At 59.2% G+C, this 22,108-nt stretch carries 18 protein-coding genes and 4 pseudogenes; 9 read left to right on the top strand and 13 right to left on the bottom strand.

Annotation, left to right across the window (positions count from 1 at the left end; genetic code table 11):
• Positions 1-176: 176 nt before the first annotated feature.
• The 9 genes and pseudogenes from EN994_RS00110 to EN994_RS00065 form a co-directional block, all read right to left on the bottom strand.
• Positions 177-263 (bottom strand): annotated as a pseudogene (locus EN994_RS00110) (helix-turn-helix domain-containing protein); the annotation flags it as partial.
• A 691-nt stretch (positions 264-954) separates the two neighbouring features.
• A complete protein-coding gene (locus EN994_RS00100) occupies positions 955-1,671 on the bottom strand; it encodes an alpha/beta fold hydrolase (protein ID WP_063169392.1) in 717 nt (238 codons plus the stop codon).
• A 255-nt stretch (positions 1,672-1,926) separates the two neighbouring features.
• Positions 1,927-2,226 (bottom strand): ferredoxin family protein, encoded by a 300-nt coding sequence (locus EN994_RS00095; RefSeq protein WP_024505235.1) that lies wholly within the window; start codon positions 2,224-2,226, stop codon positions 1,927-1,929.
• 12 nt (positions 2,227-2,238) lie between these two features.
• Entirely contained in the window at positions 2,239-3,543 is a 1,305-nt protein-coding gene (locus EN994_RS00090; protein ID WP_063169391.1) for an FAD-binding protein, read from the bottom strand.
• A 10-nt stretch (positions 3,544-3,553) separates the two neighbouring features.
• Entirely contained in the window at positions 3,554-4,663 is a 1,110-nt protein-coding gene (locus EN994_RS00085; RefSeq protein ID WP_024505237.1) for an electron transfer flavoprotein subunit alpha/FixB family protein, read from the bottom strand.
• A gap of 16 nt (positions 4,664-4,679) precedes the next feature.
• A complete protein-coding gene (locus EN994_RS00080; RefSeq protein ID WP_063169390.1) occupies positions 4,680-5,531 on the bottom strand; it encodes an electron transfer flavoprotein subunit beta/FixA family protein in 852 nt (283 codons plus the stop codon).
• Positions 5,532-5,719: 188 nt separating this feature from the next.
• On the bottom strand, positions 5,720-6,097 hold the full coding sequence (gene nifW / locus EN994_RS00075; RefSeq protein WP_063169389.1) for a nitrogenase stabilizing/protective protein NifW: 378 nt from the start codon (positions 6,095-6,097) through the stop codon (positions 5,720-5,722).
• A 179-nt stretch (positions 6,098-6,276) separates the two neighbouring features.
• Positions 6,277-7,488 carry a cysteine desulfurase NifS gene (gene nifS / locus EN994_RS00070; RefSeq protein ID WP_063169388.1) on the bottom strand — a complete coding sequence of 404 codons (1,212 nt, stop codon included), beginning with the start codon at positions 7,486-7,488 and terminating at the stop codon, positions 6,277-6,279.
• A gap of 347 nt (positions 7,489-7,835) precedes the next feature.
• Complete coding sequence (locus tag EN994_RS00065; RefSeq protein ID WP_029356570.1) at positions 7,836-8,156, bottom strand: iron-sulfur cluster assembly accessory protein; 321 nt, start codon at positions 8,154-8,156, stop codon at positions 7,836-7,838.
• Positions 8,157-8,366: 210 nt separating this feature from the next.
• On the opposite strand from EN994_RS00065, the gene EN994_RS00060 reads away from it, so the two are divergent.
• A complete protein-coding gene (locus EN994_RS00060; RefSeq protein WP_126066777.1) occupies positions 8,367-8,690 on the top strand; it encodes a hypothetical protein in 324 nt (107 codons plus the stop codon).
• Between the two features lie 51 nt (positions 8,691-8,741).
• Positions 8,742-9,773 (top strand): annotated as a pseudogene (locus EN994_RS00055) (ChuX/HutX family heme-like substrate-binding protein); the annotation flags it as partial.
• 261 nt (positions 9,774-10,034) lie between these two features.
• Here EN994_RS00055 and EN994_RS00050 read toward each other — a convergent pair.
• Entirely contained in the window at positions 10,035-11,267 is a 1,233-nt protein-coding gene (locus EN994_RS00050; RefSeq protein ID WP_063169386.1) for an MFS transporter, read from the bottom strand.
• Positions 11,268-12,754: 1,487 nt separating this feature from the next.
• Here EN994_RS00050 and EN994_RS00045 point away from each other — a divergent pair.
• The 6 genes and pseudogenes from EN994_RS00045 to EN994_RS00025 all read left to right on the top strand — a co-directional run bounded on the left by EN994_RS00045 (position 12,755) and on the right by EN994_RS00025 (position 18,365).
• A complete protein-coding gene (locus tag EN994_RS00045) occupies positions 12,755-13,933 on the top strand; it encodes a cytochrome P450 (protein WP_063169385.1) in 1,179 nt (392 codons plus the stop codon).
• Positions 13,924-14,085 (top strand): annotated as a pseudogene (locus tag EN994_RS35800) (ferredoxin); the annotation flags it as partial. The gene EN994_RS00045 and the pseudogene EN994_RS35800, both read left to right, overlap by 10 nt.
• Positions 14,086-14,223: 138 nt before the next feature.
• Positions 14,224-14,811, top strand: a complete 588-nt coding sequence (locus EN994_RS00040) for a nuclear transport factor 2 family protein (RefSeq protein WP_050580531.1) — start codon at positions 14,224-14,226, stop codon at positions 14,809-14,811.
• Positions 14,812-14,959: 148 nt separating this feature from the next.
• Positions 14,960-16,561, top strand: a complete 1,602-nt coding sequence (locus EN994_RS00035; RefSeq protein WP_063169384.1) for an SDR family oxidoreductase — start codon at positions 14,960-14,962, stop codon at positions 16,559-16,561.
• Between the two features lie 138 nt (positions 16,562-16,699).
• The gene (locus EN994_RS00030; protein WP_063169383.1) at positions 16,700-17,752 is read left to right on the top strand and encodes an LLM class flavin-dependent oxidoreductase; all 1,053 of its coding nucleotides are present in this window, start codon (positions 16,700-16,702) and stop codon (positions 17,750-17,752) included.
• A complete protein-coding gene (locus EN994_RS00025; protein ID WP_063169382.1) occupies positions 17,739-18,365 on the top strand; it encodes a nitrogen fixation protein NifQ in 627 nt (208 codons plus the stop codon). Before EN994_RS00030 ends, EN994_RS00025 begins: the two co-directional genes overlap by 14 nt.
• On the opposite strand, the gene rpoN is transcribed toward EN994_RS00025, so the two are convergent.
• Both rpoN and EN994_RS00015 read right to left on the bottom strand, forming a co-directional pair.
• Complete coding sequence (rpoN, locus tag EN994_RS00020; RefSeq protein ID WP_063169381.1) at positions 18,362-19,795, bottom strand: RNA polymerase factor sigma-54; 1,434 nt, start codon at positions 19,793-19,795, stop codon at positions 18,362-18,364. The genes EN994_RS00025 and rpoN overlap by 4 nt on opposite strands.
• 68 nt (positions 19,796-19,863) lie before the next feature.
• Positions 19,864-20,397 (bottom strand): peroxiredoxin, encoded by a 534-nt coding sequence (locus EN994_RS00015; RefSeq protein ID WP_063169380.1) that lies wholly within the window; start codon positions 20,395-20,397, stop codon positions 19,864-19,866.
• A 1,173-nt stretch (positions 20,398-21,570) separates the two neighbouring features.
• On the opposite strand from EN994_RS00015, the gene EN994_RS00010 reads away from it, so the two are divergent.
• Positions 21,571-21,843, top strand: a complete 273-nt coding sequence (locus EN994_RS00010) for a hypothetical protein (RefSeq protein ID WP_199489650.1) — start codon at positions 21,571-21,573, stop codon at positions 21,841-21,843.
• A gap of 161 nt (positions 21,844-22,004) precedes the next feature.
• Here EN994_RS00010 and EN994_RS00005 read toward each other — a convergent pair.
• Positions 22,005-22,108, bottom strand: a pseudogene (locus EN994_RS00005) (IS481 family transposase); the annotation flags it as partial.

The raw sequence follows: 22,108 nt of genomic DNA, 5'->3' as shown, positions 1-22,108 counted from the left end.
TTGTGTCAGGCCGGCGCGACACAATTTTGTCCTGCTTGCGACAGTGCAAGTCCAAATCCGTTCAGAAGCACGAAGCACTCCTTGTCGCGCACAGGGCGCGCAAGACCACTGGCCTGACGATTGGCTCATCAGGCTCTTAGAAGTTCCTTCACCTCGATACTATGCCGGCGTATCGCCTAGCCGACTTGTCGCAGCTTGAGGCCGAGAATTCGAGCCGCATTAGCCTGAACCCAGCCGGCCTTCTCCATTGTGTCGATCAGCCGTCACGCTTCGTCCGCCGCGGTCCCAGCCCCCGTCCGGCCGTATCGTTAGAATCGCAAGTGGCCATCTCGTGTTCAGGCGGGCGCCGATGCGCCGAACCGGCATCGTGCTGGCCCGTGAGAGCTCGTCGATGACATTGCCACGTTCCGAAAGATTGGTTCCTTCCAGAGGAGAACGCCAAGCACGCAGTTCTCCGGCTCGCGGACGTTGCCGGGGAAATAGCATTGCGAGATCAGCTCAACTGCCGACGGCGCAAAGCCATGGTTCTCCATATTTCAAGGGTAAGCGCTGTGTCCTTCCAGGAGGACCCGCGATCTGTGGGCCTGCCGATTCTGAGGTGGATCGGAGATCGGCTTGTGTCTGAACTTGAACTTACGATTGACCCTGAGCGGCAGCCTCGGCGTTTTCGAGGGTGATCAACGGCGCTGTTGGTCGGCGGCATTGGTCGATGGACGACAAGGCACGGAGTCATCTCCGAGACCCTGGAGCCGACGCGGTGATCTCGGAGGTTGCCCGGCGCTACGGGCTGCGGCCGCGGCGGAACGCTCGCAAGCTTGCGACGTCGGCAGGACAGGCCACTCCCGCCTAGTGGTTTCGGTGGCGCCACCGGAACGACCCGTTGGGCCTACATCCTTGCACCAGAGCTCAAGGCCACGGCCTGAGAATCGGCCGCCGCTCCCCCTACTTGGTTCCTCAGCCGACAGCGCTAAGAAGGAGAGCAACTTCCGTCGGCGCGAGGATCATTGCGTCGTGGCCAGTGGCGAGTTCCTGCCACGCCCAGCCATCCTGCTTCGCGACCCATTCTCGCGCTCCCGCCATCGGCGGGTGGAGTGGATTAGTGCAGACGACATAGGTTCGGGGTCTGCCGTTGCCGAGCGGGTGCTCGAGCTTAAGTCCGCTTTCGTAGGTGCCTGCCGGATGCGGTGTTATCCGGCGCCGCACCCAGTCCGTGAGCGAGTGTCCCTCGGGAGTGCCGAATGCTGTTGGCGGCGGAGTCGGCATGAAGATACCCCGTCCTTCCTCCGCAACCAATTTTCGACGGGCGGCGACGATGTCGGGGGGCATGGTGCTGAATACACTTTGACCGCTCTCGACGATGGCGCCGTCGAGATAAACGAGATGGCTGATATGGTCGGGTATCCGGTCGGCGGCGCCGGTGATGCTGATGCCGCCTAGACTGTGACCGACAAGGATCACATCGCTCAGCTCTTCCGTTACAATGTGGTTGACGATGTCGGTCACGAATGTGTCGGGCGTGATGTCCTTGCACAGCAAACGTGCGCGTTCGCCGACACCTGTCTGGGTAGGCGTGGTCACGTGGCATCCCATCTTGCGAAGATTGGCGGCGACGTCCCGCCAACACCATCCGCCATGCCAGGCACCATGCACTAGCACATACGTCTTTATCATGGATTGTGCCGTTCCATTTGCTCACCGGCCGTTGTGGCTGCCATCCGGCACGATGGCCGGACATTGTCCAAAGGGGCTCGACCACGTTACCGGTGGTAAGTCCGGCACAGGCGCCCCGTGGCCTGAGGATACCCCTACCAAGTCGAGGAAACTTGAATTGCGAAACCCAATATTCACTAGCTCTTTGCAAGTGGATGGAGAGGCTCATGGTGTGCCGCAGTTGCTCGCTGCCGGCATGCTCTTGGCACCGGCTGATCATCCGAACTTGAACAGGACACCAAAGCCGCCGCGCGGATAGTTCCACTCGATGTCGCCGCCTTTCTCGCACAATATCCGGCAGGTGCCGCATTCCATGCAGCCGTCGGCGGTGATCTCGACTTGACCCTTGTCATTCAACTCATAGCATTTCGCCGGACAGACGTAGGTCAACGCAAGCAAGTTCGCGCTTGGCTTGTCGTGCGGTCGCACTATGATATGGGGGCGGCCGGAATCGACCAGATAGCGGTTCTGGTAAAGTTTGTCCTCGACACGAACCTTCGTCACTGCGATCGTCATCTTGTACCCTCTTCAGCGCCATGCCAATGCCAGGCGGACCGCGTCGCTGACCAACCCCCAGCGCGAGCGCGCGTTGATGAAGGCGGCCGTGGTGTTCTTTTCCTTCTCGATCTTCGGCGTGCCGTCGACACGCATGAAGGTCTGAGCGGCATGCGACATCAACCGCGGATAGCTGTCAAAAAAGTTGCTGGAATTGGTGTGGAGTAAGGCTGGCATGTCCTTGTATTTCTTAAGATCCTTGATCACAAAGGAGTCATCCAGCATCGTCTTGTAGAGCGCAAGGTTCGCTTTGGTCATAGGACCGTTGCGGCTTTTGACTTTGATGATCGCCTCAGCCGCGACACGACCCGAGGTCATGGCAAGGTTCGAACCCTCACGGTGAATGGCATTGTTCAGTTGCGCTGCGTCGCCGACGATGACCCAACCGTCGCCGAATAGCTGCGGAATGGCCCTGTAACCACCTTCGGGGATAAGATGGGCGGCATATTCTTTCACCTCCGAGCCAGCGATCAGCGGCCGGATCGAAGGATGGTTTTTCATCGCATCCAGGAGGGCGGACGGGCTCTCCATCGTCGCGGCGAAATCCGAGACCAGGCAGCCGATGCCGAGTGAAATCGACTCCTTATTGGTGTAAAGGAAGCCGAGCCCGGCCATGCTGCGAGAGATCGTGCCCACGGCCTCGATTACGCAGCCTTCATCGCCCTTCACCCCGAACCGCTGGCCAATGACCTCTTCGGGCAAGAAATGCATTTCCTTGACGGCAATCGCCACGGTCTCCGGCTTCGGCATCTCGCGCAGGCCTGCGCGAGTGCCAAGCAATCCCGACACCCCTTCTGCGAGAACGACCACATTCGCGAAGACCACTCCGCCAGCCCGGTCTGTGCGGACGCCGATCACCTTGCCATTGCCATCACGGACGAGTTCCGTCGCGGTCGTCTCACACAGGACCGTCGCGCCAGCCTCGCGCACCTTGCGGGAAAACCATTTGTCGAACTGGGCGCGGATGATCGTGTAGCGGTTGGGTTTCGCCTCATTGAAGTCGTCCGACCGGTAATGAATTCCGGTGTGAGACGTGTCGTCCATCACCCAAAGTCGCTGTTCGACCAGGTGCCGCTCGAGGGGCGCATCATCCCGGAAGTCCGGGATGATCTTCTCCAGCATGTTCGCGTACATTATGGCACCCTGGACGTTCTTAGAGCCCGGATATTCCCCGCGCTCCAACTGCAGGACCTTCAGCCCCTGGCTTGCCAAAGTGTAAGCAGCTGCGTTTCCAGACATGCCGGCTCCGACCACAATGGCATCGAATTGTTCAATCATGTCCTCTCCCTCAACTCGCAAGCTTGTCTCGACTGTGCGGCGACAGCCGCCGGGTGAAGGCTTCCGTCAGTGCGGGCAGGAAGCGGATTGCATCCGTGACGATCCCGAGGTGGGCGAACTCGAAAATCGGCGCGTTCGGATCGGTGTTGATCGCGACGATGAGATCGGCCCCCTCGACCCCAACTCGGTGCTGGATGGCGCCGGAAATTCCGGCCGCGATGTAAAGCTTCGGTCGAATGGTCTTGCCAGTTTGTCCAATCTGTCGATCAGCCGGCATCCAGCCCTTCTGGACCAAGGGGCGCGAACAGCCATGCTCGGCGCCGATCGCTCGGGCAAGATTCTTCACAAGCTGAAGGTTCTCCGCCGCTCCGAGACCGAGGCCTCCCGCAACCACGACATCCGCATAGGCAAGATTTGCCATTGCCGACTGGTTATCCGGTAGGAAGCCGAGGACTTTGGTGACGATATCGTCCTCAACGAGCGACAGCTTGTGCCGCATGACACGCCCGACCGGCTTATCCACCCGTTGCGGCATAGGCATGACCCTTGGTCGCACCGTCGCCATTTGCGGCCGGTAATTTAGTGTATAGATCGTACACAACAATGAGCCACCAAAAGTCGGACGGGTCGCGGCGAGTGAACCGTCGGAATCTACATCAAGTTCGGTGCAGTCGGCCGTGAGCCCCGTCTGCAGGGTCGTCGCTACCGAGCCTGCAAGATCCCTGCCCAGTGTGGTCGCGCCGAGAAGGAGGATTTCGGGTTTATGGGTATTGACCAGATCCGTGAGCGCCTTGGCGAACGGCTCGTTCCGGTAGTCGGCGAGCGGCGGCGCATCGACGATGTAGACAAGATCCGCCCCGTAAGCGAAGGCCTCGGCAACAGCGTCCTCGACCATCTCGCCCGGCGGTCCCAGCACGACGCCCGCGAGCTGGACTTCAAGCTTGTCGGCTAATTTGCGGCCTTCGCCCAGCAGTTCGAATGATACAGGATGCACATTGCCGCGTTCGAGCTCGAGGAAGACCCACACGTGCCGGTAGTCTTTGAAACGGTCGGGAAGTTCTTTCTTTACACCGGCACGGCCGGGGGCAATGCGAGGGGTAGTTTGGCTTGCGGTCGACATTTTCTGCTCCTGGCCGTCACGTGCCGCTGTTGAAGGCCAGCTCATGTTCCAGCGCCGGCCGGCGGGTTAAGATATCGGCGATGAGTTCATCGGCTATGTCCTGCAAGCCCCTTTCCGCGGTGTCGATCTGCGCCGCCCTTTCTGCCCGTGCGGTGGGGGCGAAAACACGCTTGACGACTGTAGGCGAGCCACGCAGACCGCACCGGGTGAGATCGTCAATGCCGGCGTCGGCTGCAGTCCACTTCACGACTTGGCTGCGCGCCGCGCACAGAGCCTGCTGGAGCGAGCCCCGGCGGATTTCGTTGGTGTCTTCCAGCATGGTAATGAGGCAAGGGAGTCTGCTCTTCAGCAACTGGGTGCCGCCTTCGGCGCGACGAGCGACTTCGATCTCTCGCGTATCGAGATCGATGGAGGCAATCTTCGCGACATAGGTAAGTTGCGATAAATCTAGGCGCTTGGCTATGCCCGGTCCGACCTGGGCGGTATCGCCGTCAATCGTCTGCTTGCCGGTGAAGACGATGTCCGGCCTGCCGAAAGTCTCCCCAATTTTTGCGATTGCTTGCGAAAGAGCAAAGGAAGTCGCCAGCGTATCGGATCCGGCAAAATAGCGGTCCGTCAAGAGAACTGCTCGGTCAGCACCGTAACCGAGCGCCTTTCGCAGCGAGTCCTCCGCCATGGGCGGACCCATTGTGAGCACAGTAACCTCGCCACCATGAACGTCGCGCAGTTTGAGCGCTTCTTCGAGGGCGAACAGGTCGTAAGGATTGATGATGGTCGGAACACCCTGACGCATGATCGTGTTCGTCACCGGGTGCACGCGGATCTGTGCCGAATCCGGCACCTGCTTGATGCAGACTACGATATGCATTGGCGGTTTCTCTAAGCTCCCAGTCCGGATTCGTGCTTGGCGGTTCACCTCATTGCCTGCATCGTTCATGCCAAGTCGTCTTCCTGCCTCTATTCCAGAAGGTGGCTTCGTTTGCTTCCGAGGAGGCGTCATGAGGACTGGATTTGTCGACTTCTCGACATTGTCGCGTCGCAGCCGTGTCGGGCTCATTACTTTCCGAACCGCTTCAGTGCAGAGTCGAGCGGGACGAAGGCGCGGCCAGGTGCGGGACATATGTTTGGATCGTGGTCCCTTAGCACCTTGAACACACGTTGCGTGAGCGGCGAGGAAGTCGCGAAATCTTCGTAGGCGCGTTCCAGCTTGGCGCGCACCCGCGCGGCGATTACCTGGTTAGGCAGACCGGAGAAATCTTCTTCGGCAAGGTATTGGCCCACGCGCTTCATGATATGGAGCCGCGAGACATTCATCACTTTCGGGTCGTAGGAGACGTCAAGGCAGGCGAAGAAGTCCTCCGCGGCCGACAGGCCCTTCAGTCGCGCTAGGATATCGGTGCGATCGATCGGGCGGCTATCAGCGGAGCAGTTCATTGTATTCTCCCGGCGCGAAATTGTGGTGTCGATGCATTGGTGACATTGCTGACGGCGTGCCGACCTCTGGCACGGCGGCTGGGCAAGAGACTTGGCGATCTCAAGCTTTTCTGAAGTGGTGAAGGCGACCCCGAGTTTAACTGCTCTCCTTGCGCAGGGTCGTCACGTTGAGGAAGACCTCACGGCTCGTCGGCTATTGTGCCGCTCGGACCCGGGCCGGAATGAAGCTGTTCTGCACCTCGCCCGCACAGTCCAGCACTGGGAACGGCCCGTAGCTTCTCGGTGATCGCAGGCAGGACCTCAAGCACGCGGTCTACGTCATCTTCGCCGTTGTCACGCGACAAGGAGAAGCGGACTGCCCCACATGCCGCGTTCATAGCGATCAGAACATGGCTCGGTTCCAGTGAGCCAGAGGCACAGGCGGACCCGGCGGAACAGGCGATTCCCAGCCGGCTCAGGACAATTGGAATTGCATCGCCTTCGATACCTTCGAATCCAATGTTTGCAGTGTTTGGCAATCGCTCTTGCGGATCGCCGTTGATGGATGTGTTTGGGATGCGCTGGATGATCCCGTTCTCAAGGCGGTCGCGCAACCATTTTATTCGTTTTGTCTCGTCCATGAATTTCAAGGCGAGTTCGGCCGCCATGCCCAGTCCGACTATGCCGGGTGTGTTTTCAGTGCCTGCACGCCGGTCGCGCTCTTGGTGCCCACCCTTGATCATGGAGGAGAAGCGCACGCCACGTCTTACATAAAGCGCGCCTATCCCCTTTGGACCATGCAGCTTGTGGGCGGAGAGCGACAGCATGTCGATCGCGGTCGATTTCAGCTCAATCGGAAGCCTTCCGACCGCCTGCACTGCATCAGTGTGGAAAAGCGCGCCGACTTCCCTGGCTAGATCGGCAAGCTTAACCACGGGAAAGATCGTACCGGTCTCATTGTTCGCCCACATTATCGAGACGATTGCCACTTGTGGGGTGAGGGCGGTTCTGTAGGCGTCCAGGTCGAGCCGGCCGTAGTGATCGACTGGGATAATGTGCACCTTGACGCCGCGCGTCTTCTCAAGGTGCGCGCACAACTTCAGAACGGCCGGATGTTCAACCGCGGAAGTCACTATTTCCGTTCGGTCGGGCATCACCTCCAGCGCCGAAAGGATGGCTGTACTGTCGCTTTCAGTCCCGCCCGAGGTGAAGATGATCTCGTCCTCGAATCCCGCGCCGATGAGGGCTTGCAACTGTTGCCTCGCCTTTCTCACGGCTTCAGCAACCGATGCGCCATAGGCGTGCATGGACGAATGATTGCCAAATTGCTCCGTAAAGAAAGGCAACATCGCTCCAACGACTGCAGGATCAACCCGCGTCGTTGCGTTGTTGTCGAGATAGACAGGGTTCATGGGAGTGATCCTTCAACTGCTGAAATGATTCAAGGGTAGTCGGGCCATTGAACCTCTGGCGCATATCGTATCTGGTAAGGTGGGCGGCCGGGGGAGCGATGGCTTGGCTGACCGGTCGCTGTCGACATTGCCCTTTGGTGGCGGCATCCGCCGGGAATTCAGCTGTTTCGGGCAATTTTGTTTGCTTGCCCACGGCAACGATCGATGATCGCGATTTGGTGCATCACCGAACGCAATTGTTCCGGGCCGACAGTGCGTGTCGGCCGGTTCCAGAGCGCCGGCGGTTACCGGTTCGACGCAGTATTCCTTGGCGTCGCTATAGTCGAACATAGCCTGTTCCCTCGCAATCATTTGCAGGACTTGCCGCAGCCGCACGTCTCACGCGCATTGGGGTTATCGAAAACAAAGCCGGATGTTTCGAGCCCAGTGACGAAGTCCACGGTCATGCCGGCGGCATGGGGTTGGGAGCCTCTATCCATGAACACCTTGAGCCCATCTCGCTCGATGATCGCATCGCCCTCACGTGAGACGCTCTCCAGGCCCATTGAGTATTGGAAGCCGGCGCAGCCGCCGGCATGGACCATGATGCGAAATCCTTCCGCCGGCTCGCTGGCGCGGTAAAGAGCGGCCTTGATGGCGGCAACAGCGTTGTCGGTGAGCGTAATCATGGCTCGATTTCTCCTCGGTCCGGCGTTTTCGTGGATCATCTCGCATGGACCGTGCCAAAGGGAAGACGTGTCAAAAACCGTAGGACATCCCGACGTCTCTTATGCTCGATTGCTGGGGAGACGTCCGACAACCGACACTTACTGTCGGGTTTGTCGCGTCCGCGTCACAGGAAGGGCGCCTGAGTTCGCGATGCACTCACGCGTAAAGCAATGAACAGAGCCAAAGATGTTCAGAGCTTGCCGCGGAGCAACTGGCACGATTTTTGTGAAGCCTTCGTTGCGGCGGCAAAATTGCCGGCCGATTCACCTTTGGGTTGCCCTCGCAATCGAAGAACGAAGGAAAGCAATATGATCCATCAGACCCGCCTTGGTGGGAAAGCAGCACCGCCGGTGGTACCCGAATGCTCGATCGGCCGATTGGCGCCGACCACCCAACAATCGCTCGCTACCGGCGATTGGCCGCTGACCGCCCGGAGACAGGATTCGACTGGCATGTGCCTGACGATCGATCGCGTCCGCCGTGCACATCCCTGAGGCCCGTTTTTCGATCGATCGTCAAAAGAAGAACGGGGCAGGGGTAAAAACATGGATCAGCGCAAGAAGCGGTCGCCCAACGAAATCCGGCGTGCGTGGGAAGTCTGTCCGAACATTCCCGCGCGTGATTTCGCCGCCCAATTGGCCATTTCGGAAGCGGAACTGGTCGCGGCCCATTGCGGTTTCGGCGCGGCACGCATCGACCCGCGCGTCAATCACCTTCTGACGGGCCTCGAATTCGTGGGCGAAGTGACGGCGCTGACCCGCAATCAAGGTGCCGTGCACGAAAAGATTGGCGTCTTCAACAGAGTGATAACCGGCAACAATCACGCCATGGTCCTTGGTGACGAATTCGACCTTCGCGTCTTCCCGCAGGCTTGGAGGTATGGTTTCGCTGTTGAAAGGCGCCATCGCGGCGGAATCCAGCGCAGTTTGCAATTCTTCGACGCCGCCGGCGCAGCAGTGCATAAGGTGCATCTCAGGCCGGTCTCCAACCTTCATGCCTATCGAAAGCTGGTGGCCGAGCTCGTATCCGCCAACCAGGAGCCGACCATGTCGCTTAAGGCGAGAGTAGCCGACCTGGGCGCGAGGACTGCGGACTGGGCCGGCACGGTGGACGACCTACGCGAGTACTGGAGCCGGCTGACTGACGTCAACCTTCTAAAGACGCTCAAGCTCAGCCGCTGCCAGGCTTTGCGCATGGTCGGCCAGGATTACGCTTGGCTGCTCGACAATGCCGCAGTTGGCGCCGTGCTCCAGCGTGCGGCCGAAGACGAATTGCCGATCATGTGCTTCGTCGGCAACCGAGGTTCTATCCAGACCCATTCCGGCTTAATCAAGTCGGTCAAGCAGATCGGGCCGTGCATCCATGTGCTGGACGAAACGTTCCGGCTGCATCTCAGGACCCACCAAATCCGTGAGGTTTGGGCCGTGCGCAAGCCGACCAATGACAGTCACGTCACCTCGCTCGAAGCATATGGGTCCGACGGCAAGATCATCATCCAGTTGTTCGGTGCGCGCAAGGAAGGCGAACGCGAGCGCGACGACTGGCGGGTTCTGGCGGAAAACCTGCCTCGTTTCCCCGACAGCTACATGAGAAAAGACCGATCGTCGTCGGTGGGACGCCGGCGCCCATCTGCCTCCGCAGCCAGTAGCCGGGCATTGAAGCCGAGACCGGGGACACGATGACGCAATAAGCGCGCTGTATTATCGCAACGCGATGAGCAGGAAGCAATTTGGCGCTGCCCCATCGACCGCATGGTTACGACGAAGCCGCGGCCTTTGGGCCGAGCTCAGAGGTGACAATAGCGTGAACGCCGCCGACCGTCACTCCCCACCAGGCGGTCAGGTTTTGCGGTTCGGGCCGAGCAAAAATACTGTCAAGACAGCGAGGAACGTGGCAACCGCGCTGTAGACAAAGACACTGGCAATACCCGTGTGATCCACCAATAGGCCACCGCAAGTTGTGCCGGCTGCGATGGCCACTTGGAAGGTTATGACCATCAGTACACCAGCGCTCTCGGCCTGTTTCGGAGCGGCGCGTAGCACCATCCATGTCTGCAATCCGACCGGGACCGCGCCAAAAGCAAAGCCCCATACGGCAACTGCAATTGCCGAGGTCAAGGCCGATGCTCTCATGGTCAGGAGCGAGACAGCGGCTACGGCAATGAGCAGGGGCGGCAGGGCCGCGACCGCCTTGAGACTGTGTTTGGTGAGGAATGCGCCGGCTAAATTGCCGAAGACGCCGGCCGTGCCAAAAGCAAGGAACACGAGCGGGATTGACTTCTTGTCGAGCGCAGGAACGCTCTCGAGAAAGGCGCGGATGTAGGCGAAGCTGGCAAAATGGCCGGAAGCGACCAATAGCACGACTAGCACCGCAACCTTCATCGCCGGATTCTTCGCGACATCCAGCGGACTGCGGAATCTGCGCACTTCGATCGGAGGCAGTGGCGGAATGGTTACGAGTTGCACGAGCAGCGCAACGGCACTCACGATTGCGGCGACCTTGAACGAGGCTCGCCATCCCCAAATGTCACCGACATAAGCGCCGATTGGAGCCGCGCAGACGGAGGCGACAGAAACGCCGGTGAGGATGACCGACATGGCGCGCGGCATGAGGTGACTTGGAACCAGCCGCATCGCCAACGCTGCCGAAATTGACCAAAAACCACCAAGCGATATGCCAAGGACGACGCGTGCCGCCAGCAAAACCGGCAGCGACCCCGCAACCTCCGCCAGAACGTTCGACAGGATCAGCAGGAGCGTCATCGCCCAGATGACGACCCTGCGGTCCAGACGCTTTGTCACGATGGCGATTATCGGTGCCGAGATCGCCGCGACGATTGCGGCCGCTGTTAGCGCCTGTCCAGCCGTGCCCGTGGTGATACGGAGATCATGCGCGAGCGGTGTCAGAACGCTGGCGGGCAGAAACTCTGCCGTCACAAGCCCGAAGGTGCCGAAGGAAAGCGAAATGATGGCACCCCATGCAGGGCCAGAACGTTGATAGGGACTTTCTGGGTCAAGCCGATCTCGGTCGAACAAAGCCGCGTCCACTAAATCTGTCGCCGATTCGGTCATGAATGAGTTCTCCGGCTAGGAGCTGTTGCAGCAGGGGTGGCTACATCGCCGGGGATCAAAGCCGCGAGACCTTCCGGCGGCGGCCAGTCGGCATCAGTCGAGGCCTCGGAGCCCGACGCATCCGAGGCCTCATCGGAGGGCCGACGGACCCAACCGTCGACAATGCGGGAGAGTTCTCGGCGCGGTCGCATCGATCGCATTCGTCGAAGTGCGGTCTGTTCACTGCGAACCAAGCAAGCCGAACGCGGTGTCCTCGATCGAGGCCTTGATGGGGGGATGATCGACGATCTCTATATTGCTTTGAAGCAGGAAGTTCCGTCGCCATATGTGGTTATCCTGGCAGCCAGAATTGAGCGGTTGTCGCAAGCACCAAGGCGGTCGCAATGAGTGCAACGAGGCGGAAGTCTGATCGATGGCTGCGGTTCGATGGCCGCGCGATCGACAAAATTGAGGTGATGAGTTATCCCTTTTGAAGCCGTTGCTCCCAATTCTGGGATAAGGTAATTGCAGGCGGTCCCAGCAACGTCGGGCGGCCTTTTTGGTGATCGAATTCATGGGACGACACTCTCGGTCCGTGACGCATCTGCGAATGACTCCGCAAGTTCCGTGCCATCAACGACAAATCTGGCTCTGCTGAGCGGGTGGTGGAGGCACGAGCGTGGGCTATCCCAAGAGCTTGCCGCAAGGTTGTTCGAAGTTGAGGTGCCGGATAGACCGCAAATATGTCGGGCGGCCTGGGGTTGGCCAACACGAAGATGCGCAAGTTCAAAAGGACGAGCTGAACCCTTGCCGATATCCATCCGAGGCTGATCTGGAGAAGGTCAAGAACTGCGTCTTGAAGGCTTCCGCCGCACCGGCAAATGCTAAGCCAAGGTGCTGGGCAAGATGGACAGGGCCATCCAACCCGTCGACTGGACGCTCATTAATGGCGTCGGTGTGGCTCTGTAGCTGGCGAGAAAAACGCCCTGCTGAAAGACAAAAGCTCGTGTGGCCGGCTCTGAAGGACGGCCAATGAGGCATGCGAGGAGAGGCTATAGTCCATTCGTGTAGACTGATCTTGTCCTACGGAGGCGGCTAACCACCCCGCCAGACATCATCGAGGGGAGCGCCACTAGGCTCACCCCAAGTGTTGGTCGTTTCCACCTGGTGACCTCGGCCAAGTCACCAAGCCGCTTAGCGCAAGCTTTCGAACTGGATGCTCCCCGGGCACATGATCGGCTAGCGATCCCACCAGTTGAGTTGCTCCAAGTCGCTGTCTAGCATTCTACATTCTGTGTCCGACGCTGGACAAGAATGTTGCAATCCCGACCAGCAAGTCAGCGCAGGCGCCACCTGTTGCCCAGCAAACGGCAAGGATTATCGAAAGACGAATTCGGCACGGAGCTTGCACCGACGATTGCATGCAAATGCCGACAGCATCTCATGAACGGTCTCTCGATTCTGGCGCGGTTAAATCGCGGCCGGTTCCAGATCATGTCCCGCCCGAAATGGTGAGGGACTTCAACCTGTTTACGTCGCCCGGCATGTTGCCGACGGCTAACGGGGATCCGCATGCAGCGGTTGCTTGCGTTCATGCCGGGCCTCCGATCTTTTATTCAACCAGCAACACGCGCGACGGTCGGGGTACCTGGGTCATCACTCGCGCGAGCGACCAGCGCCGGGTGCTGCAGGACACCGAAACGTTTTCCAGCCATCGCAGCATCTTCGCCTCTGTGCTCGGCGAGAGCTGGCCGATGATCCCGCTTGAGCTCGATCCGCCATTCCACGGTGTTTTTCGCTCACTGCTCAATCCGCTGCTTTCGCCAAAGCGGGTAATGGCATTGGAGCCGGCTGTCCGGGAACGAGCGATCAAGCTGATCGACAGGATCGCCGCATCAGGCACGAGCTGCGACATCATGAAGGATTTTGCAGTTCCGTTCGCGGTCAATATCTTCCTTCGCTTTATTGGGCTTTCGGACAACGGACTAGAAACATTTGTCGGCTGGGCTAGAGATCTGCTCCACGGCGATAAGGAGCAACGACCACCCGCAGCCCGGACGATCGTGGCCTTCATCGACGAACTTGCCACCGAGCGCCGCAAGGAGCCGGTCGATGATTTCATGACCTTCATCGTGAAGGCAAAGGTCGAGGGTCGTCTGCTCAGTGACGAAGAAGTCCGTGGCATCGGCGTGCTTGTGTTCGTCGCGGGACTCGACACGGTCTCAGCAGCCATATGCTTCGACTTGGCCCATCTCGCGCGCAACCCCAAAGATCAGGAATTGCTACGAAGCGAACCTGACCGGATTGCCGTCGCTGCGGAAGAATTGCTGCGCGCCTATTCGACCATTCAGATGATCCGAGTGGCAACGAAGGATGTCGACTTCAAAGGCGCGCCGATCCGCAAGGGAGATTATGTTTCCTGTGCCACGATGATTGCCAATCGTGACCCGGCGGAATTCGAATGCCCGAATGAGATCGATCTGGCGCGCGAGGACAACCGGCACGCTGCCTTTGGCTATGGTCCCCATCGTTGTCTTGGCTCACACCTTGCCCGGCGGGAGATTGTCATTGGCCTGGAGGAGTGGCTGGCGCGCATCCCAGCCTTTCGGATCAAGACAGGGACTGAACCTATCACCTTCGGCGGCCATGTGTTCGGGATCGAGAATCTGATCCTGGAATGGTCCTGAAGTTTCAGCCAACGACATTGGAGTTCGCTATGCGTGTCGTCGTACATAAAGCCAGATGCCAGGGTCATGCGCGCTGCTGGGCGCGGGCGCCGAGAGTCTTCAAGCTTGATGACGCCGGCTACATCTTGCCCGGTGATATTGATGTTGCCGATGGGGAGCAACTGCTTGCCTCAAAAGGGGTACGAGCCTGCCCCGAACAAGCTCTGGAAGTTGACGAGCCCCCCGCTAACTCAGTTGTAGAGAGAGACACACGCAAAGTGCAGACTGGCATCGGGAAGGACAAAACAATCATACAATTCGCGACAGACCCTGTCGACCACGCGAAAATTACCGAACTGCGTGACCGAGAGGCGATCCGCAACTGCCTGTATCGGTACTGCCGCGGGATAGACCGCGCCGATGAGGCGGCGCTGCGTAGCGCATACTGGCCCGAAGCGTATGACAGGCACGGTCCCTATTGCGGACCGGCAGAGGACTTCATCCAATTTGCTCTCGGTCTGCCGGGGCACCGTAACATCCATCAAATCACGAACAGCCTGATCGACTTCATCAGTTCAGCAGAGGCCGCGGTCGAGAGCTATTTCACCGCGCTGCAACGCGGACCGGATACAGACCAAGAAATACGTCAGACGCTGCTTTGCGGCCGTTACTGCGATCTGTTTCAGAAGAGGCAGGACGAGTGGCGAATTGCGGAACGGACAGTCGTCTACGATTGGGTTGAGGAGCAAATCCCGCCAGCGATTCTTGAGGCAGATAGGTTCGGCCGGCGACAGCCGATTGGAGCACCACATCCAGACGATCCCATCTACCAGTTGCTCAAGGGTCACATCCCCACCGACCAAGATGGCGTCGAGGGTCCCCAACTGGGAGCTGCATAAGTGGGTAGGAATGGAGGATGAGCGCCCTACGGGAACGACATCTGTGTGGGGCCGCGACTGGCGGTCACTGCAACGATTTGGCTCGGCCCTTCATTCCGCCCAAGGTTGATGGGCTGAGATCACAAGCGGTCATCGTGGAGAAGCTCTCGTGAAACTGGCAGCACGCACCGTAATCATCACAGGCGCTGCGGGCGGGATCGGCCGTGCCCTGGTCGATATCCTTGCCGCGGACGGAGACACTGTAGTTGCGGTGGACCTTCCGGGCAGTGGTGTGGTTGAACTGGCTCGGGATCTCGGGTCGCCGCACGTCGGTCTGGAGTGCGATGTGTCGCGAGAGAAGGACATGCTCTCACTTTTCGGCCAGGTCGAAGCACGGTTCGCGCAAATCGATGTCCTCATCAACAATGCGGCGGTTGGACCCACGATGGATAGGATCATCGACACCGCTGTCGATACCTTCCGACGCGGCGTGACAGTGAACCTTATTGGGCCATTCGTTATGGCCCGGGAAGCGGCGCGGCGCATGAAGCCGGGCGGTGCGATCGTCAATGTGGCTTCGATGGCGGGCGTGGTCGGCAATCCCAGGCGCAACGCCTACGCAGCCTCGAAAGCTGGCGTGATCTCGTTGACAAAGTCCCTTGCATGCGAGTGGGCTATGCGAGGAATCCGCGTCACGGCGGTGGCGCCGGGCTCCGTCCGCACCCCAATGGTCACAGAACTGGCACGCGCTGGCAAAATGGACCTCGCGGCGATACGCCGCCGCGTGCCGATGGGGCGCTTGGCTCGCCCCGACGAGATCGCCAGGGTCGTGCGTTTTCTGAGCAGCACGCAGGCGCGCTACATCACCGGCTCGGTGCTGGCAGTCGACGGAGGCTGGATGTCATTCAACCAGCCGGGGGATGCTCACCCGCCGGTGGATGGTGCGCTCCAAGCCGAGCTCTCCTGTCCGGCCGAATGCACAGATGCGCGAATCGTGCTCGTCACCGGTGGCGCAAAAAGCATTGGCGCGGCCGTCGCTCGCCGCTTTGCCGCGAACGGCGACACCGTCGTGATTGCTGATAAAGATGGCACTGCAGCGGCAGAGCTGGCTACATCGCTCCCCGGCAAGCATCTGGCGAAATCGCTGGACGTGGCCGTCGAGAGCGATGTGGTGTCGATGTTCGAAGAACTGAGGGGACGCTTCGGGTATATCGATGTTCTGGTCAATAGTGCTGATACCGCCGACAGGATTGTGCCTGCGATCGAGCAACTGTCGAAACAGCTCGAACACGTCCTGGATGTCAACCTTACCGGCGCCTTCACCTGCGCGCGCGAAGCGATCAAGGCTATGCGCCCGGGCGGCGTGATCCTCAATCTCGGGTCGATCGACAGCTTTCTGCCGTTCGCGCCGCGCCATGCCTACGGCGCCTCCAAGGCGGGGATGGATATGCTGACCCGTTGCATGGCGGCCGAACTCGGGCCGGTCGGAATTCGGACAGCCACCGTCGCTCCTGGCCACATCCGCACGCCCGCACTTGCTCAGTTGGCCAAAGCCGGCCGCATCGACCTGACAGCAATCGGACGACGCATCCCCATGGGCAGGATGGGACGGCCAGAAGACGTCGCAGATGCATCGTTCTTCCTTGCTTCGTCTGACGCCTCATACATCAACGGCTCGATCCTCTACGTGGACGGCGGCTGGACCTCGTTCGGTGATGCGGGAAACGCCAGCGAGCTCTATGACGAATGTTTTGCGGAGGCCGCAGGTTAATTGCCAGGCCTTCGCAGGGCGACCGGCCGAGCATTATGAAGCCTCGGCTCCACGACGCACCTGAGGTGCTTGAGATCCAAGCATGCGCATGCCGAGCACATTCCCGGTCGGCTGACGTGTCTATAACGAGGAGAAATCATGGAATTTGCCACTTTCATTCTGGCCGCCCAGCGTGGCTATCACCAATCCTCAGAAAGCGTCATCCGCAACTCCATCGAACAGGCCGTCGCTTCGGAGCAGGCTGGGTTCAACACCGCGTGGTTTGCTGAGCACCACTTCAACAATTACAGCCTCATACCATCCCCGCTGATGATGGTGGCGCACTGCGGCGGCTTGACAAGCACGATTCGCCTGGGCACTGCCGTCTGCGTGCTGCCGCTTTACCAACCGCAGCGCCTGCTGTCCGAGATCGGCTTCGCCGACATCGTTGCGAACGGCCGTCTCGAGCTCGGCGTAGGCTTGGGATACCAGCAGTTCGAGTTCGAACGGTTCGGCGTGGACATCGATGAGGCGCCGGCCGTCTTTTCGGAATACCTGGACATCATTCTCAAGGGCCTCAACCAAAACGTCTTCGAACACGACGGCCAGTATGAGAAGATCCCCCCAACAGCGATTTCGGTCCGCACAGTCCAGCAGCCGACGCCGCCTATCTGGATCGCTGGCGGAGCCGCACGGATGGCTCGGGCCTACCGCGAGGGGCACAATTTTTTTGTCACAGCCTTCCACGACGGCTTAGAGACTTTGACCACACTGCGTGAATCAGTCGAGAGGGCGGCGGCATCCGAGGAAAAGAACGTCACCGACGTCAAGATATCGCTGCTGCGCTGCTGCTATGCCAGCCACGACGAGTTGGAGATCAACAGCTATCTCGACAATGCCCGCTTCCAGCGCCGGCTTTCTGAAGCCCTGCATCAGCGTCGCCAACAGAGCCACGATGGCTACCTGCTGCAGGAGACACCGACCCAGCAGGATCTGTCCTTCGAGACCATGCGCAAAAATTTGCCGATTGGCAGCGTAAATCGCGTGATTGATCGCCTGCTGGAAGAGATCGATATCTTGAAACCGGACCAGATCGCAGTTCAGACTCAATTGGGCGACTTCGACCAAAAGACGATGCTGCGCCAGATCGAGCTCTGGGGCGACAAGATCATCCCTGCGGTCAACAAGGCGCTTTGTCATGCCGGAAGCTGAAGCCGGCCGTTACGATGATGGCTGCCTATCCAGCGCGCAATGGCGTGGGTCCGAGCTAGGGAGGAGCTTCGATCAGCATGTGCTGCCCTGCGTACATTCACGTTCGCTTGAGGAGGTCCAGGCGGGCGAGGTGTTGGCGACGGAGGGGACAGGCCTTTCGTCTGTCGAATTGCGTGATGTCTTGGCCGCAACTTTCCCGTCTACCTCCAGCAGCGTATTCGCTTTGGAGGAGTTGAGCGAGCCCGAGCCGGAACTGGAAGAGGAACTGCTACGCCGGCTGCTGCTAGCGCATGCTGCGCCGGCCGACCCGGCGAGCGCCCGCTTGGCCAAGATCATCGCCCGGCGTGCGATGCGCATGGACCATCTTTGGCGGGATCTTGGCCTCTCAAATCGCGCTGAGCTCAGCCGCCTGCTTGCCAGACATTTTCCCGCGCTGGCGGCAGGCAACACAGAAAACATGAAATGGAAAAAGTACTTTTACCGCAAGCTGTGTGAGGCCGAAGGCTTTTCGTCATGCACAGCACCCAGTTGCGGGGAATGCCATGACTTCGAAAGCTGCTTCGGCCCGGAGGAAGTTGAGAGTCGCCTCTCGCCGACCACGAATGTCGGTTAGTCACTTCGCTTGATCGCAGCTGCGGACAAACGCTTATCGCGGCGCCGTCGTATGGAGGAAGGGATGTTCATCGCCTCGCGATATTTGGTGACGGTACGGCGAGCGACATCGATGCCGGTCTCCTTGAGTTGAGCAACGATGTCTTCGTCGGAATGTACCTTGTCGAGCGATTCTTCGGCTATGATTGCCTTGATCCGATGGCAGACAGCTTTGGCGGAGTGCGCATCGCCGCCCTCGCAGGATGCGATTGGCGCAGCGAAAAAATACTTCAGCTCGAACACCCCGCGCGGAGTCAACATGTACCTGTTCGAAGTCACCCGGCTTACCGTCGACTCGTGCATGCCGATCTCGTCAGCGACATTTTTGAGACAGAGAGGCCGCAGATGGGCGGCGCCGTGTGTAAAAAAGGCATCCTGCTGGCGCACGATTTCGGTCGCAACCTTAAGGATCGTCTTAGCGCGCTGCTTGAGACTGCTGATCAGCCAGTTCCCTTTTTCCTGGCAATTGTCGAGAAACGCTTTGCCTTCCGGATTTTGCTTGGTCAGCTGCGAGATTTCGGCGACATAGGTGTGGTTGATCAACACTTTGGGCAGCGTGGCCGGATCAAGCTCCACCCGCCATCCACCTTCGGACTTGGGCATTACCCAGACGTCCGGTACGATGGTTTCCGGCGTCCCGGACTGGAACCGGTCTCCAGGCTTGGGATCGAGCGCGCGGATTTCGTTCCTCATGTCGAGGAGATCCTCCTCGTCGACTCCGCAACGCTGCTTCAATCCCTGAAAATCCCCCCGTGCAAGCATCTCGAGATTGGCGACCAAAGCTGCCATAGCCGGGTCGAACCGGTCTTGCTGGCGCAGCTGAATCTCCAGGCATTCGCTGAGAGTTCGCGCAAAAATGCCCGGCGGATCAAATTGCTGCAAGATTCCGATGACCCGTTCCACATCAGCTTGCCGAACGTTTAACGTCCTGGCCAGATCGAAAAGGTTTACCTGAAGATAGCCAGTGTCCTCCAGATGAGCGGCGAGCTGTCCGGCAATCAGCCGCTCCTGGGGGGTGAACGGGTTGAGGGCGACCTGGCGGGCGACATGGTCGTGCAATGTTTCGGTGTGGGCGGTAAACTCCTCGACGGCAGGTCGATCGTTGCCGCTACTGCGTTGCGACTTCCATTGCCCGCGCCCGCCAGACGGCCCGCCAATGGGCGATTCGCCGATTTCGCTTCTGCTTTGACTGCTCCGCTGATCCACCCCTGGCAGCGGCGAATCGTCGTCAAACGGGTCAGGCTTCAAAACGGGGTTCTTCTCGAGTGCCTGCTGCACGAGCTGATGGAGTTCAGTATGCGTCAATCGCAGCAAGCGAATAGCTTCAATGGCTTGAGGCGATAAGACCATACGTTGCTTCTGGCGTTGAAGCAGGCTTGCTGAGAGATGCATGTTGAACCGTGATCTGCCGAGGAGGCTCTAGTGTGTGCTTGGGTTGTGTGAGACTTTCCACTTCTGGGTCATGCCGCCGCCTTCAATTTGTCGAGAACGTTTTGCGGGGATGAAACGCCATAGGGGTCCGTCTCGCAGTTGTCACAGAAGCCTTCCTCCTCGAACCACTGCTCCACCACGCCATCGTCGATCAGAGCGGCGTATCGCCAGGAGCGCATGCCAAAGCCCAGATTGTCCTTCGCGACCAGCATGCCCATTTTGCGCGTGAACTCGCCCGACCCGTCTGGGATCAGCTCGATCTTCTGCAGCCCCAAGGACTTTCCCCACGCATTCATGACGAAAGCATCGTTGACCGAGACGCAGTAGATCGCGTCAATTCGCAGTTCCAGAAATTGATCATAGAGTTTTTCGAAATCGGGCAGTTGGAAGGTCGAGCAGGTCGGGGTGAAGGCGCCAGGCAGCGAGAACAGGATGATGCGCTTGCCCCCGAAATAATCGTCGGAGGTCTTGTTCTCCCACTGATAAGGATTTGGCCCCCCGATCGACTCATCGCGAACACGCGTGCGAAAGGTCACGAGAGGAACGTTCTTTCTATAGGTCATTGATTTGCTTCCAGGCCAAAGTGGTACGGTGCATTTTTCGGTTAAACTGAAGCGGCATCGACTTCGGTCGACAGTTCCGGCAGCCTCGCGCCTTGGCGTGGTTGCCTCGGACCGGTCTTGTGCAAGACCGCCCCCGAGCAGGCACGTTTAACGGCGACGAGCTTCCGCGGAGACGGGGAATTTTGCTCGCGTGCTTTATCGAGCTTTGAGAGGTAGGCATGGTCTGCAACCGTGATTTTGACTGCGTTCTATCGACCGAGTCGCAAGCGCCATGCCAATTGACCCGATGCCTTGGGTTCACTTCGGTTTTTGCAGCAACTTTCGTGTTGTGCAGTAATGCCGGTCGATATTATTGCTCAAGCAGCACTGGAAATTGGGTGCGACTCCGTTCGGCAAACCCGGCCTTTGTCCGAAGCCGGACACGAATGTCGGAAATAGCCAAACGCCAGGATCTGGGGCGGGTTAAGAAACGTTGCCGTGGGCACCGGCTTCAGCACAATTGCGCCACGCGAGCATGGCTCCCAGCGTCAATGCCGTGCAGCAGCGAGACGAAGTCACTGCAGAATATCAACCTCTGCGAAGTCGTTGAAACCCAGCATGTGCGAGCCGTTCGAGGCGCAGATCAAGGCATGCTCGAGGAAGAGCTCGTGCTCTCGGCAGCAAGTGTTGCGACGTCTGACAAGGATCGTCGCGCTTCAAGGAAAAGAACCTGAATGGTGCACGGCTTGTGAAGGCCGGCGCATGGAAATGGCTGGGCTGATCATCCTCCATGAGGGTTGAATGAAGAGCTGGCCCCTATCTCCCTCAGCTGCAACGGGGGGAGATAGGGCATGTCCGTCTATCGCGCTGGGTAACATTCCTCGGTGATGCAATAAGGGGGAGCAATTTCTCATTTCGGCAGACACGACCCAGCTCTCCTTTCATGCGCTGATTCCCCCAGGGGAAATCGCGACTCCAGGCTTCCTATGCAGCGAATCGCGGTGCTGTCCGATGTCCGACAATGTCGGATGCGGATCGTAGCTGGGCTAGATCCGTCACTTTGCCTCGATGGTTTCCCACTGGCCTTATATCTGCTTCGCCCAAATGCGGCGACATAACCTGTGCGGCATCTGTGAATGGATCGACTTCAATCGAGACCTCGGAGGTCCCGATGCGCGAAGGGAGCTTGCCGATATGACGGCCACCATAGCGAACCACGGTCCGGACGACGAGGGGACTTGGATCGGCGGGCCTGCGGCGCTGGGACACCACCGCCTGGCAATCATCGATATCCAGGGCGGCCGCCAGCCGAGGATGCTCCAGGGGGATGGCCGACCTGACTTGGTGCTCGTCTACACGGGTGAGACTTACAACTACCGCGAGCTGCGTCAACAGCTGGCCGGCCTAGTCCATCGCATGAACACGAGCAGTGACACCGAGGTGGTGCTGCACCGCCCCCGCGAGTAGGGCTCTTCGGCGGGTACACTTTTTTCACGAAATCCGTGAATGTTTCTCGCGACATCATCCCGCAATCGGTGGTGCAGCGGGTGAAGAGCCCGTATCCGGCTATCCAGAATGCCGCCTACGACAAAATACTACGTACGCGGTTCACTGTGATGCTGGACGACCTAGTTGTGGAGCTTCAACAGGTTGTCCTCGATCAGGGCGAGGCGACTGATAGGCGTTTTTGACTTTAGGCTGCCATGTGGACGATGCCAATTGTATCTGTGCA

Origin of the sequence: Mesorhizobium sp. M7A.F.Ca.CA.002.09.1.1, from assembly GCF_003998555.1 — a bacterium.
Lineage (GTDB): Bacteria > Pseudomonadota > Alphaproteobacteria > Rhizobiales > Rhizobiaceae > Mesorhizobium > Mesorhizobium ciceri.
The sequence above is the reverse complement of the archived record's forward strand: the minus strand, read 5'-3'. Positions and strand labels throughout refer to the sequence as shown.